The organism is Streptomyces gelaticus (assembly GCF_014649535.1).
Taxonomy (GTDB): Bacteria; Actinomycetota; Actinomycetes; order Streptomycetales; family Streptomycetaceae; genus Streptomyces; species Streptomyces gelaticus.
Genome location: NZ_BMTF01000018.1, coordinates 99,064 through 113,088 on the forward strand (window position 1 = coordinate 99,064; position 14,025 = coordinate 113,088).

Consider the following 14,025-nt stretch of genomic DNA (forward strand, 5'->3'; position numbering starts at 1 on the left):
CGGAGCGTAGTCGCCGTGTGACGGTTCGCCCGATTCGCTCCTCGTACGAGTGAATGAGCGATCGTGAATGAGGGATAGTGAGCAGGCCGGGGCGGGTGGGCGGTCGTGGACCGACTCCGGGCATCCCCGGCAGTGGGCAACGGGGCCGCGTCAGCCCGCGCGCAGTGCCATCGTCATCGCCTCCACCGCGAGCAGCGGCGCCACATTGCGGTCCAGCGCCCGGCGGCAGGCGATCACCGCCTCTATCCGGCGCAGGGTGCGCTCGGGCGTGGAGGAGCGGGCGATGCGGTCGAGGGCGTCCTGGGCGTCCGCGTTGGCAATGGCGATCCGCGAGCCGAGCTGGATGGCCAGTACGTCACGGTAGAAACCGGTCAGGTCGGTGAGCGCGAGATCGAGGCTGTCGCGCTGCGTACGCGTCTTGCGGCGCTTCTGCCTGTCCTCCAGCTCCTTCATCACTCCGGCGGTACCGCGCGGCAGCCGTCCCCCGGCGGCGGCGCCGAGCGCGGCCTTCATCTCCTCCGTCTCCTTGGCGTCGACCTCCTCGGAGACCTGCTTGGCGTCCTCGGCGGCGGTGTCGATCAGCTCCTGGGCGGCCTTGAGGCAGCCCCCGATGTCCTCGACCCGCAACGGGAGCTTGAGCACGGCGGCGCGGCGCGAGCGGGCCCGCTCGTCGGTCGCGAGCCGGCGGGCCCTGCCGATGTGGCCCTGAGTGGCCCGGGCGGCGGACGCGGCCCGCTCCGGATCGATGCCGTCCCGCCTGATCAGGACGTCGGCGACCGCGTCGACCGGGGGCGTGAGCAGCGCGAGGTGACGGCAGCGGGAGCGGATGGTGGGCAGCACGTCTTCCAGGGAAGGCGCGCAGAGCAGCCACACCGTACGGGGCGCGGGCTCCTCGACCGCCTTCAGCAGTACGTTCCCCGCGCCCTCGGTGAGCCGGTCGGCATCCTCCAGGACGATGACCTGCCAGCGGCCGACGGCCGGGGAGAGCTGGGCGCGGCGGACCAGGTCGCGGGTCTCCTTCACACCGATGGAGAGCAGGTCGGTCCGGACCACCTCGACGTCGGCGTGCGTGCCGATCAGGCTGGTGTGGCAGCCGTCGCAGAAGCCGCAGCCGGGCGCTCCGCCCAGGGCACGGTCGGGGCTGGTGCACTGGAGGGCGGCGGCGAAGGCACGCGCGGCGGTGGAACGGCCGGAGCCCGGCGGCCCCGTGAACAGCCAGGCGTGGGTCATCTTCGACCCCGGCGGGACAGGCTCCCCCGCAAAGTGGGCGGTGACCAGCGCATCGGCGTCCCGGGCGGCGGCGCCGAGCTGCTCCTGCACCCGGTCCTGGCCGACCAGGTCGTCCCATACGGTCATGAGTCACCGCCCTTCCGGTGGTGTGCGTGCCACGCGGCCGACGTGCGATGGAGCCGCGCAGCTCCGATGTCACTGCTTGCGGCGTTGCTGTCGCCGCCCGTCGGTCCGGCTTCCCCGATCCGACCCCCATTGTGGGGGACGGGTCTGACAATCCCGGCACCCAGGCGGTCCGGCTGCCGGGGCGGGACCGCCCGCTCCGGCAGCCGGCATGGATCAGCGGCGCGGGCGGCGTCCCCGGCCCGAGCGACCCGATTCCCCGTCGTCGTGCTGGTCACGGTGATCACCCAGCAGTTCGTCCGCCAGCGTCGGCAGATCGTCCAGCGGGGTCTCCTCGGCCCAGTCGGGGCGAGGACGGCGGGCGAGCCGCTCCTGGCGTTCCCGGCCTTCCCAGTGGTCCTGGGCCGACTGCGGGGCGCCCGCGTGCGGATCGCCGATCTGCGGAAGCTCACGGGTGCGCTCGTTCTCGCTCTCCGGCGCGGGGCCCGCCGGGCGCTCGTCGCGGAAGATGCCCCGCGGAATCCGGTCCGCCGGATCCGCGTCCCTGACCTCCCGCACGTCCCGCACCGGAGGAAGCACCGCCGTCTCGTCCGCCGCGCCGGGCCGCTCCGGGCGGTCCTGGATCCTGGGGATCATTGCCGTCTCGGCCTGGTCGGAGGGCGTGGCCGGGCTGTCCGGTGCGGGCACCTGCTGCGTCACGTCGTTCGGGTCGACGATCGGCGTCGGCACCGTGATCTCGTTCTCCGGCACGGATGCCGCTGCGGCGGCCTCCGCCCGTGCCTTCTCCGCCGCTGCGGCGGCCTCGGCCTCCGCCCGCCTGCGCGCCTCCTCGGCCCGCAGCAGCGCCTCCTCGGCCTTGCGCTGCTTCTCCAGCCGCAGGGCCTCGGCCTCCTTGCGCAGCCGCGCCTCCTCCTCGGCCTGCCTGCGGAGCCTGGCCTGCTCGGCCTCGCGGGCCGCTTCCTCGGCCTCGCGCCGGACCCGCTCCTCCTCGGCCACCCGCCGGGCTTCCTCGGCCCGCTGCCGGGCCTCCTCCGCCTGGCGTTCGGCCTCGCGCCGGCGGGCCTCCTCCAGCTCGCGGGCCTTGCGCTCCTCCTCCTCGGCACGGAGCTTGGCGAGCTGTTCCTGCCGCTCGCGCTCCAGCCGCTCCTCCTCGGCCTTGCGGGCCGCCTCTTCCTCGGCCCTGCGCCTGGCTTCCTCCTCGGCCGCCTTGCGGGCCTCCTCCTGGGCCTTGATCTCGGCCTCGGAGAGCGGAAGGAGCTGGTCGAGCCGGTGACGTACGACCGTGGTGATCGACTCCGGGTCCTGGCCCGCGTCGACGACCAGGTAGCGGGTCGGGTCGGCCGCGGCCAGGGTCAGGAAGCCGGACCGCACCCGGGCGTGGAACTCCGGCGGCTCGGACTCCAGCCGGTCGGGCGCCTCGGTGAAGCGTTCCCGCGCGGTCTCCGGATCGACGTCCAGCAGCACCGTCAGATGCGGTACGAGCCCGCTGGTCGCCCAGCGCGAGATCCGGGCGATCTCGGTCGGGGAGAGGTCGCGGCCCGCGCCCTGGTAGGCGACGGACGAGTCGATGTAGCGGTCGGAGATGACGATCGCACCGCGCTCCAGCGCCGGGCGGACGACCGAGTCGACGTGCTCGGCGCGGTCGGCGGCGTACAGCAGCGCCTCGGCCCGGTTGGACAGCCCGGCCGACGAGACGTCGAGCAGGATCGAGCGCAGCCGCTTGCCGACCGGCGTCGCGCCCGGCTCGCGGGTGACGACGACCTCGTGGCCCTTGGCGCGGATCCACTCGGCGAGCGCCTCGACCTGGGTGGACTTGCCCGCGCCGTCGCCGCCCTCCAGAGCGATGAAGAATCCGGTCGCGGCTGGAGCGACGGCCGGGTCGCCGCCGCGCAGCGCCTCACGCAGATCGCGCCGCAGCGGCACTCCAGAGCGGTCGTCCGTCTTGGCCAGGACGATCACGGCGACCGGCAGCAGCAGCGCGCCGATCAGCATCAGGGCGAAGGCCGCTCCACCGTGCTCGAAGACGAAGTCGCCCGAGACCAGCCGGTGGGTGCCGATCGCGGCGGCCAGCAGCGGGCCCGCGAGCGCGCCGAGCGCGATGAGGACCCGTACGACGGCCTGGAGGTGCTCGGTGGTCCTGGCCCGGCGGGGCTCCTCAGTCTCCTGGTCGACCAGGACATGACCGGTATGGGCGGCGACGCCCGCTGCGTACCCGGCGAGCACCGCGATCATCAGCACGGTCGCCGTGTCCGGCACCAGGCCCATGGCGAGCAGCGCGATACCGGTGACGGCGGTGGCCAGTGCGAGGAGCCTGCGCCGCGACAGGGTGGGCAGCACCTTGCCCGCGGTCCGGATGCCGGCACCCGTGGCGCCGGTCAGGGCGAGGATCAGCAGCGCGAGGGTGACGGGTCCGCCGCCCAGGTCGGCGGCGTGCAGCGCCGAGACCGCGGCAGCGGCGGCGATGGCCCCGGCGACCGCGGCCGACGCGCCGACGACCAGCGGGACGGCTCCGGTGCGGCCCCGGTCGGGTCCGTTGTCGGCCGACGGCCGCCGCAGGCCCTCCAGCGGCGAGCGCGGGCGGGGGGTCTGCGTACCGGGCAGTTCCAGGAAGTACAGGATGGAGACCGACGCCGAGAAGAGCCCGGCCGCTACGTACGAGCCGAGGGCCGCCTGGTGGAGCGAGAACCACTCCAGGCCCGAGCCCAGCAGGTTGCCGACGAGGGTGGCGACGAGCAGGACGGCCGCCGCGACCGGGATCGCGGCGAAGTCGGTACGGACGGAGAGCCGGCGCAGTGCGTCGAGGTGGTCGGGCAGCGGGCGGACCGCGGCGCCCTCGGGGGGCGGGGCGGGCAGCAGCGCGGGCGCGGCGCCGTCCTTGGCGACCGTCCACAGGCGTTCGGCCGCGCCGACGACGAAGACGGTGATGAGGATCATCATGAGTGCCTTGTCGGGCATCCAGTCGATCCACAGCGGCGCGACGACCAGCAGGGCGAGCCGCAGACCGTCCGTCCCGATCATCAGCCACCGCCGGTCCAGCGGTCCTCCGGGCGCGGTGAGCGTCGTCAGCGGCCCGAGAAGTACGGCTCCGAAGAGCAGGGTGGCAAGGATCCGGGCACCGAACACCGCGGCGACGGCAAAGGCCGCACCTCGGTACCCGGCTCCGAATGAGCCCTCCAGGACCGCCGCTTGCAGCGACATCAGCACCAGCACGAGAAGGGCGAGTGCATCGCCGGTACTGCCGACGAACTGTGCGCTCCACAACCGCTTCAGCGGAGGAACACGCAACAGGGCTCGTACGGCGCGCTCGCGTGAGTCTGCGGCAAGTGTGTCGGAGGTGGGGCTCACGACCGTTGGCTGCTCGGCTCGCGTCATCCGCCCAGCCTATCCGGAGCGGCGGGGTCCCCGGAGGCCCCGTCCGAACATACGGGCGCTCGGGCACCCGCACGCGAACGCCCCGGGGGGGCGGAAGATCCGGCCCCCGGGGCGTTCGCCCGTGCCGCTCAGTCCTCCGTGGACGAGGCCGCAGTCGTCTTCTTCGCCGCGGTCGTCTTCTTGGCGGCCGTCTTCTTCGCGGTCGTCTTCTTCGCCGCGGTCTTCTTGGCCGCCGCCGTGGTCTTCTTGGCAGCGGTCTTCTTCGCGGTCGCCGCGGATTTCTTGGCCGGGGCCTTCTTCGCCGTCTTCTTCTTGGCGGGCCCCTTGGCACGCTTCTCGGCGAGCAGCTCGTAGCCGCGCTCCGGCGTGATGTCCTCGACGCTGTCGCCGGTGCGCAGCGTCGCGTTGGTCTCGCCGTCGGTGACGTACGCGCCGAAACGGCCGTCCTTGACCACGACCGGAGCCCCGCTCACCGGGTCCGTGCCCAGTTCCTTCAGCGGCGGCTTGGCGGCGGCCCGGCCGCGCTGCTTGGGCTGGGCGTAGATCGCGAGGGCCTCTTCGAGGGTGATGTCGAACAGCTGGTCCTCGGAGGTGAGCGAGCGCGAGTCCGTGCCCTTCTTCAGGTACGGGCCGTAGCGGCCGTTCTGCGCGGTGATCTCGACACCCTCGGCGTCCTCGCCGACGACCCGCGGCAGCGACATCAGCTTGAGCGCGTCGGCCAGCGTGACCGTGTCCAGGGACATGGTCTTGAAGAGCGAGGCGGTCCGCGGCTTCACCGCGTTCTTGCCGGTCTTCGGGGTGCCCTCGGGCAGCACCTCGGTGACGTACGGGCCGTAGCGCCCGTCCTTGGCGATGATCTGGTGGCCGGTGACCGGGTCCGCACCGAGTTCGAAGTCGCCGCTCGGCTTGGCCAGCAGCTCCTCCGCGTACTCCACGGACAGCTCGTCGGGCGCCAGGTCCTCCGGCACGTCCGCCCGCTGGTGGCCCTCGGCGTCCTTCTCACCGCGCTCGATGTACGGGCCGTAGCGGCCGACGCGGAGCTTGATTTCGTTGCCGACGGGGAAGGAGGAGATCTCCCGGGCGTCGATCGCGCCGAGGTCGGTGACGAGATCCTTCAGACCGCCGAGGTGGTCGCCGTCGCCGTTGCCCGCGGCGGAGGCCGCGCCACTGACGGCGTCGTCGCCCTCGCCGAAGTAGAAACGCCTCAGCCACGGCACGGCCTGGGCCTCGCCCCGCGCGATACGGTCGAGGTCGTCCTCCATCTTCGCGGTGAAGTCGTAGTCGACGAGCCGGCCGAAGTGCTTCTCCAGCAGGTTGACCACGGCGAAGGAGAGGAACGACGGGACGAGCGCCGTGCCCTTCTTGAAGACGTAGCCGCGGTCCAGGATCGTGCCGATGATCGACGCGTACGTCGACGGGCGGCCGATCTCGCGCTCTTCGAGCTCCTTGACCAGCGAGGCCTCGGTGTAGCGGGCCGGCGGCTTGGTCGCGTGGCCGTCGGCCGAGATCTCCTCGGCGGACAGCGCGTCGCCCTCGGCGACCTGCGGGAGTCGCCGCTCGCGGTCGTCGAGCTCGGCGTTCGGGTCGTCGGCGCCCTCGACGTACGCCTTCATGAAGCCGTGGAAGGTGATCGTCTTGCCGGACGCGGAGAATTCGGCGTCCCGGCCGTCGCTCGCCCGGCCACCGATCTTGACGGTGACGGAGTTGCCGACCGCGTCCTTCATCTGGGAAGCGACGGTCCGCTTCCAGATCAGCTCGTACAGCCGGAACTGGTCGCCGTTCAGGCCGGTCTCGGCGGGGGTGCGGAAGCGGTCGCCGGAGGGGCGGATCGCCTCGTGCGCCTCCTGCGCGTTCTTGACCTTCCCGGCGTACGTGCGGGGCTTGTCCGGCAGGTAGTCGGCGCCGTAGAGCTGGGTGACCTGTGCGCGGGCCGCGGCGACCGCGGTGTCCGAGAGGGTCGTGGAGTCGGTACGCATGTAGGTGATGAAGCCGTTCTCGTACAGCTTCTGCGCGACCTGCATGGTGGCCTTGGCCCCGAAGCCCAGCTTCCGGCTCGCCTCCTGCTGGAGGGTCGTCGTGCGGAACGGGGCGTACGGCGAGCGGCGGTACGGCTTCGACTCGACGGACCGTACGGCGAACGTGGCGTCGGCGAGCGCGGCGGCCAGGGCGCGGGCGTTCGTCTCGTCCAGGTGCAGCACCTGGCCGGAGCCGGGCTTCAGCTGTCCGTCCGGGCCGAAGTCGCGGCCCTGGGCGATGCGGCGGCCGTCGACCGTGCTCAGGCGGGCGGCGAGGGCCGACGGGTCGGAGGCGTCACCGGGGCGGCCGGTGGCGAAGGTGCCGGTGAGATCCCAGTACTCGGCGGAGCGGAAGGCGATGCGCTCGCGCTCCCGCTCGACGACGAGCCGGGTCGCCACGGACTGGACACGGCCGGCCGACAGCCGCGGCATGACCTTCTTCCACAGGACCGGCGACACCTCGTAGCCGTAGAGGCGGTCGAGGATGCGGCGGGTCTCCTGGGCGTCGACCATGCGCTGGTTGAGCTCGCGCGGGTTGGCGACGGCGGCCCGGATCGCGTCCTTGGTGATCTCGTGGAACACCATCCGGTGCACCGGGACCTTGGGCTTCAGGACTTCCTGCAGGTGCCAGGCGATGGCTTCGCCCTCGCGGTCCTCATCGGTGGCGAGGAAGAGTTCGTCGGACTCGGCCAGCAGCTGCTTGAGCTTCCTGACCTGCGCTTTCTTGTCCGCGTTGACGACATAGACGGGCTGGAAGTCATGCTCGACATCGACGCCGAGCCGACGGACCTCGCCGGTGTACTCGTCCGGAACCTCTGCGGCGCCGTTCGGCAGGTCGCGGATGTGCCCGACGCTCGCCTCGACGACGTATCCGGGGCCGAGGTAGCCCTTGATCGTCTTCGCCTTGGCAGGCGACTCGACGATGACGAGTCGGCGGCCGCCCTGTGCGGTCTCGCTGGTCGGGGACAACTTCGCTCTTCTCTCCGGTCGACGCTCGGTGGGCATCCGGGCAGCGCGATGACGCTGCCGACGGTGCTGTCGCTGCGGAGTGTGACGGTACAACCCGCCCCCGTGTCAAACGGCAAAAGCCCGCAACGGCCACTCGAACGGTAACCCGACTTCCGCCATTCCTGCCGCCCGGACCGTCCGGTACGCCGCGTGCGCGGTCGCTGCCTGCGGGTTTCCGGGTGCTGTTGCGGCGCTGCGGTCCCCGGCGGCGGGCCGCGTACGGTCCGGGCGTGTTCCCCGCCACTGCCCCCGTGTTCTGCGGGCCGCCGGCCGGGCCGGTGGGAAGTGGATCAGATACGGGTGAAGCACCACACGCCGAGGACGAGAAAGAGTACGCCGAACACAGTGGCGAGAGCGGCGGAGGCGACGGGGCTCACACCATGCGCCACCGGCGCGCGGTGCAGCACGCGCGCCCCCGTCCACAGCAGCAGCGCGGCACCGAACAGCGTGAACGCCGCTCCGGCGAAGACTGCAGGTCCGCTCTCCATGCCCGTGCGCCTCCCTGTCCCTGCCCGGCCGGGGCGGGTGCCCTCCGGTCCGGGGAGGCTGCCACCCCGGGGCGTCGCCGATGCGAACCCCGGGTGAATGGCCGGATTCACCCGGCTCCGTCCGGTCCCGTGGCCATGGGGCGGGCCGGGGACGGACACGGGGTGGGCACCCCGGGCGCGGACCGGCCGACGGGCCGACCCGGGCGCCGTCCAAAACCCTCGCCCCCGCATCATCCGGAATCCGCGTCCTCCGCGACGCACCGGACGGCGACGAACCGGAAGCCGCTGATCGCAGCACCCTTTCTTTACGTACGGCACCACGCGCCCGAAAGGGAACGGAGCCCGGGAGGACCGGCCGCACAGCCGGCGCACCACAGGCCCCGCCCGACCGGACCGGCGCCGATCAGCCCGCCGGAGGAACCGGCTCCAGGAAGCCCTCCTCGACCAGCAGCCGGATCGCCTGCGGGGTCCGGTCACGCAGCAGCACCGGGTCCTCGTTCATCAACTGGGCGATCGCGTCCAGAATCCGGCCCGCGGGCAGCGTCCCGTCGCACACGCCCGCGAAGCCGGCGCCGACGGCGTCGACCTTCGTCGCACGCCGCATGCCCCGGTTCTGACGGAGCACCACATGCTCCGGGTCCTCCGCGCCCGGCAGGCCGACCTGCTCCTGCACGACCTCGGCCGCCAGGGTGAAGTGCCCGGCCAGGAGCGCCGCGTCGTCCTGCTCGCGGAGGTAGTCCTGGCGTGCGAAGTGGGCCTCGACGGCCGGGCCGAGCGGCTGCTCCACCGCGTGCGGCCACTCCTCGATCACAACGGACGGATGACCGGCGGCGGCCGCGGCGGACTTGCGCAGGGTGATCCAGCCGAAGCCGACGCCCTTGGTCTTGCGGGCCTCGAACTCGTCCAGCCAGGCGTCGTACCGCGCGGCGTACTCGGCAGGGTCCGTACGGTGGTCGCCGCTGTCGCGCAGCCACAGCTCGGCGTACTGCGTGACGTCCTGGACCTCGCGCTGCACGATCCAGGCGTCGCAGCCGTACGGGACCCAGGAACTCAGCCGGTTCTGCCACTCCTCGCCCTCGATGTGCTGCCAGTTGGCGAGGAAGTGGGCGTATCCGCCCTCGTTCAGCCGGTCGCCGGTCTGCTGCACCAGCGTCCGGCACAGATCGTCACCGCCCATGCCGCCGTCGCGGTAGGTGAGGCGGGCGCCGGGCGAGATGACGAACGGGGGGTTGGAGACGATCAGGTCGTACGTCTCGTCGCCGACCGGTTCGTACAGCGAGCCCTGGTGCAGTTCGGCCGGGGCGGCGCCGGACAGCGCGAGCGTCAGCCGGGTGAAGTCCAGCGCACGCGGGTTGAGGTCGGTGGCCGTGACCCTGGTGGCGTGCTGCGAGGCGTGCAGCGCCTGGATGCCGGAGCCCGTACCGATGTCGAGCGCGGAGGCGACAGGCGTACGGACGGTGATCCCGGCGAGCGTGGTGGACGCCCCGCCGACCCCCAGCACCACACCCTCCTCGCGCGAACCGATGCCGCCCGCGCCACCGACCGCACAGCCCAGGTCGGAGACGATGTACCAGTCCTGCCCCTCGGGCCCGCTGTACGGCCGGACGTCCACCGCCGCCCGCACCTCGTCGCCGGCTCGGGTCACCCAGCCGTCCTCGACGCACTCGGCCAGCGGGAGCGCGGCGCGGGCCCGCCCGTACGGCACGGGGTGCTGGAGCAGGAAGAGCCGCACCAGCGTTTCGAGCGGGGAGTCGCCCCGGGTGGCGCGCAACGCCGGGACCGTCTCGCTGCGGGCGAGCGCGGCGTAGGCGGGCGCGCCGAGCAGGTCGAGGAGTCCGTCGGCAGTGAAGGCGGCGGCAAGCAGGGCTTCGCGGAGCCGGGGCGAACGGCCGGGCACGGGGAGACTGGTCGTACTCACCCACCCATTGTGGCCGCTCCCGCTGACAACCGCTGCTGCCGCCGCCCGGTCACGACTTCTTGCCGGACGAGGCGGAAGGCTCCGTGGACGGCGAGGCGGCGGACTTCGGCGGCACCGAGGCCGTCGGCTTCTGGCAGCCCTTCTGCTTCGCCATCGCGGTGCCGACCTCGCCGGACTGGAGCTTCTTCAACGCCTCGTCACCACTGGTGCTGATCTTGTTCAGCTCGTCCGCGATGCCCTTGAGCCCATCGGCGAACTTCGCCTGGTCCTTCGTATCGAGCGCGTCGACCTTCTTCTGCAGGTTCGCGTACGCCGCGGAGGACGCCTGGAGCTCCTTCACGGCCTTCTTGTGCGTGGTCTCACCGCCGTCGACCGGCGGCGGGCCCGCGGAGTCGACCGCCCCGCCCAGCGCCTTGTACGCCTGCGAGATCTGCTGGAAGGCGGCCGAGTCGGTCTTCTGGACATCGGCGGGCTTGCTGTTGTCGGCGGTCTGCTGCTGGATGGCGGCGTTGGCGTTCGCGATCTTCTGGAGCTGGGGCTGCACCTGGTCGCAGACCTTCTTGGCCCAGTCGTTCACCTTGTCGCTGTTGTCGTCGCTGCTGCAGCCCGACAGCGTCAGTACCAGTACCGCACCGCCGGACAGCGCGGCCGCAAGCTTCTTGTTCACCGGATCGGTCCCTTCCGAGGCTCTCGGCCCCGGAACTTACACGGCGAGCGCCCTCCGCCCGGGTGCCGGGTGTCCGATGAGTGACCTTTTGTAGCCATTTGCACCAAGGGAAATGAGGGAGATACAACTCACCCGCACAGCCTTCGACACTCGGGAACACCCGCACGAACAACCACACGAACGGGGTACATACCGGCGGCAGGCCGACGACAGACCCGCGCATCGGCCGAGATGCGACCGGGCGGACGGAGCATCACCATGCGCCGCCCGCCCGGTCATCGGGGCCGAGTCGGGCTGTGCACCGACCACCCGCCCCGGCCCCGATGTCACGAAACGGCCGCTTGGCCCGACGACTTGGCCGGACTGCCTCCGTCCCGGTCACCGGGCACTTCCCCGTCGTCCACGGCGATCCCGCGCCGCTTGGAGACATAGACCGCGCCGACGATGACCGCGACGGCGAGCACCGCCACCACCGCGCGCACACCGGCGCTCGCGTCCTGCCCGTAGCTGAACTGCACCACCGCCGGGGCGATCAGCAGGGCGACCAGGTTCATCACCTTGAGCAGCGGGTTGATCGCCGGCCCCGCGGTGTCCTTGAACGGGTCGCCGACCGTGTCGCCGATGACGGTCGCGGCATGGGCCTCGCTGCCCTTGCCGCCGAAATGACCGTCCTCGACGAGTTTCTTGGCGTTGTCCCAGGCGCCACCGGAGTTGGCGAGGAAGACCGCCATCAGGGCGCCGGTCCCGATGGCGCCCGCGAGATAGGAGCCGAGCGCCCCGACACCGAGTGTGAAGCCGACGGCGATGGGAGCCATGACCGCCAGCAGGCCGGGCGTGGCGAGCTCGCGCAGGGCGTCCTTGGTGCAGATGTCGACCACACGCCCGTACTCCGGCTTCTCTCTGTGGTCCATGATCCCGGGGTGCTCGCGGAACTGCCGCCGCACCTCGTAGACCACGGCCCCGGCCGACCGCGACACCGCGTTGATCGCGAGACCGGAGAAGAGAAAGACGACCGCGGCACCGAGGATCAGGCCCACCAGGTTGTTGGGCTGCGAGATGTCCAGGCTCAGCGTCATCTGCCCGGCCCTGGCCCCCACCTCGTCCACTGCCGTGGCGATCGTGTCGCGGTACGAACCGAAGAGCGCCGACGCCGCGAGGACGGCGGTGGCGATGGCGATGCCCTTGGTGATGGCCTTGGTGGTGTTGCCGACGGCGTCCAGGTCGGTGAGGACCTGCGCACCGGCGCCCGTGACATCACCGGACATCTCGGCAATGCCCTGCGCGTTGTCCGAGACCGGGCCGAAGGTGTCCATGGCGACGATGACACCGACGGTGGTCAGCAGCCCGGTCCCCGCCAGGGCCACCGCGAAGAGCGCCAGCGTGATCGACGTACCACCCAGCAGGAACGCCCCGTAGACGCCCAGGCCGATCAGCAGCGCCGTGTAGACGGCGGACTCCAGACCGATCGAGATACCGGCGAGTACGACGGTGGCCGGACCGGTCAGGGAGGACTTGCCGATGTCCTTGACGGGACGTCGGCTGGTCTCGGTGAAGTAGCCGGTCAACTGCTGGATCAGGGCGGCCAGCACGATGCCGATGGCCACGGCGACCAGGGCGAAGATGCGCGGGTCACCTCCGTGCGAGGTGATGGCGCTGTCGGCGACCCCTGCCAGATCCGCGTACGAGGACGGCAGATAGAGGAAGACACCCACGGCCACCAGCGCCAGCGAGATCACCGCGGAGATGAAGAACCCGCGGTTGATGGCGGTCATGCCGCTGCGGTCGGAGCGCCGCGGGGCGACCGCGAAGATCCCGATCATCGCGGTGATCACGCCGATCGCCGGGACGATCAGCGGGAAGGCCAGCCCGGAGTCGCCGAAGGCGGCCTTGCCGAGAATGAGCGCGGCGACGAGCGTCACGGCGTACGACTCGAAGAGGTCCGCCGCCATTCCGGCGCAGTCACCGACGTTGTCGCCCACGTTGTCGGCGATGGTGGCCGCGTTGCGCGGGTCATCCTCCGGAATGCCCTGCTCGACCTTGCCCACGAGGTCCGCACCGACGTCGGCCGCCTTGGTGAAGATGCCACCGCCGACCCTCATGAACATGGCGATCAGCGCGGCACCGAGACCGAAGCCCTCCAGCACCTTCGGGGCGTCGGCGGCATAGACGAGCACGACGCAGGACGCGCCGAGCAGGCCGAGTCCCACGGTGATCATGCCGACCACGCCACCGGTACGAAAAGCGATCTTCATCGCCCTGTGCGAAACGGCGGTGAGATCCTTTTCCGGCTCGCCTTCTGCGGGAGTGGCCTCACGCGCGGCAGCGGCCACACGGACATTACTGCGTACCGCGAGCCGCATCCCGATGTATCCGGTGGTCGCCGAGAAAAGCGCACCTACCAGGAAGAACAACGAACGGCCCGCACGCTGCGACCAGTTGTCGGCCGGTAGCAGCAGAAGCAGGAAGAAGACCACGACGGCGAAGATGCCGACGGTACGCAACTGCCGGGCCAGATAGGCATTCGCGCCTTCCTGCACGGCGGCCGCGATCTCCTTCATGCGGTCGGTGCCCTCGCCGGCCGCCAGTACCTGGCGCACCAGCAGCCTGGCGACGACCAGGGCGGCGACGGCGACGACCGCGACGGCGATCACGATGACGCGATTGTCATCAGTGAGAACCGCGGCCGCCAGAGAAGTGGATCGGCCGGAAGATGCGGAAAATGCGGAATCTTGCGCCGGTCCTGCCAGTGGGGTGTTGAAGAACTCCGCCATACGTCCTCCTTGACGCTGAGCGCTCAAGACGTGGACGGATTGTAAGGAGCGGAAGCCGATCAAAACAGTGCGCGGTAAATGAAATCGACCTTCATCAGCCGATCGGCAAATGATCGAACGGCCGGATCGACCCGAATGCAGTAATGGGGCAGAAACATTTTCCGTAGATCAGCGATCGCGCGCAAATGATCACACATGAATAAAAAAGGCCCTGCTCGGCAGGGCCTCAAAAGACGGATCAAGAAATCGATCGGGGAAGGGGTTCCGCCGGAACGGGGCGGTCGGCCAGGGCGGTCGGATCAGGATCACCCAGGACGGTCGGCCAGGGCGGCCGGGCCGCATCGGTCGGCGGGCCCCCTCTGGCACCTCTGGCACCTCTGGCACCTCTGGCACCTCTGGCACCTCTGGCACCTCTGGCACCTCTGGCACCTCT

The 14,025-nt window shown here is 71.2% G+C and carries 7 protein-coding genes; all 7 read right to left on the reverse strand.

Features of this window, described 5'->3' with window-relative positions; genetic code table 11:
- Positions 1-150: 150 nt before the first annotated feature.
- Complete coding sequence (locus tag IE107_RS24120) at positions 151-1,356, reverse strand: DNA polymerase III subunit delta' (RefSeq protein ID WP_189546187.1); 1,206 nt, start codon at positions 1,354-1,356, stop codon at positions 151-153.
- A gap of 213 nt (positions 1,357-1,569) precedes the next feature.
- On the reverse strand, positions 1,570-4,725 hold the full coding sequence (gene tmk, locus IE107_RS24125; RefSeq protein ID WP_189546189.1) for a dTMP kinase: 3,156 nt from the start codon (positions 4,723-4,725) through the stop codon (positions 1,570-1,572).
- 128 nt (positions 4,726-4,853) lie between these two features.
- Positions 4,854-7,709: a type I DNA topoisomerase gene (topA, locus tag IE107_RS24130; protein WP_189546191.1), complete on the reverse strand. Its 2,856-nt coding sequence runs from the start codon at positions 7,707-7,709 to the stop codon at positions 4,854-4,856.
- A 329-nt stretch (positions 7,710-8,038) separates the two neighbouring features.
- Positions 8,039-8,236 (reverse strand): hypothetical protein, encoded by a 198-nt coding sequence (locus IE107_RS24135; protein WP_189546193.1) that lies wholly within the window; start codon positions 8,234-8,236, stop codon positions 8,039-8,041.
- Between the two features lie 403 nt (positions 8,237-8,639).
- Positions 8,640-10,154 carry a DUF7059 domain-containing protein gene (locus tag IE107_RS24140; protein ID WP_189546195.1) on the reverse strand — a complete coding sequence of 505 codons (1,515 nt, stop codon included), beginning with the start codon at positions 10,152-10,154 and terminating at the stop codon, positions 8,640-8,642.
- Positions 10,155-10,203: 49 nt separating this feature from the next.
- Complete coding sequence (locus IE107_RS24145) at positions 10,204-10,821, reverse strand: small secreted protein (RefSeq protein WP_189546197.1); 618 nt, start codon at positions 10,819-10,821, stop codon at positions 10,204-10,206.
- Between the two features lie 326 nt (positions 10,822-11,147).
- Entirely contained in the window at positions 11,148-13,592 is a 2,445-nt protein-coding gene (locus IE107_RS24150) for a sodium-translocating pyrophosphatase (protein WP_189546199.1), read from the reverse strand.
- Between the last annotated feature and the right edge of the window lie 433 nt (positions 13,593-14,025).

What these genes read in the sequence shown, in the direction of transcription:
- IE107_RS24135 (WP_189546193.1), bottom strand. Translation starts at nt 8,236, where the DNA reads ATGGAGAGCGGACCTGCAGTCTTCGCCGGAGCGGCGTTCACGCTGTTC.
- IE107_RS24120 (WP_189546187.1), bottom strand. Translation starts at nt 1,356, where the DNA reads ATGACCGTATGGGACGACCTGGTCGGCCAGGACCGGGTGCAGGAGCAG.
- tmk (WP_189546189.1), bottom strand. Translation starts at nt 4,725, where the DNA reads ATGACGCGAGCCGAGCAGCCAACGGTCGTGAGCCCCACCTCCGACACA.
- IE107_RS24150 (WP_189546199.1), bottom strand. Translation starts at nt 13,592, where the DNA reads ATGGCGGAGTTCTTCAACACCCCACTGGCAGGACCGGCGCAAGATTCC.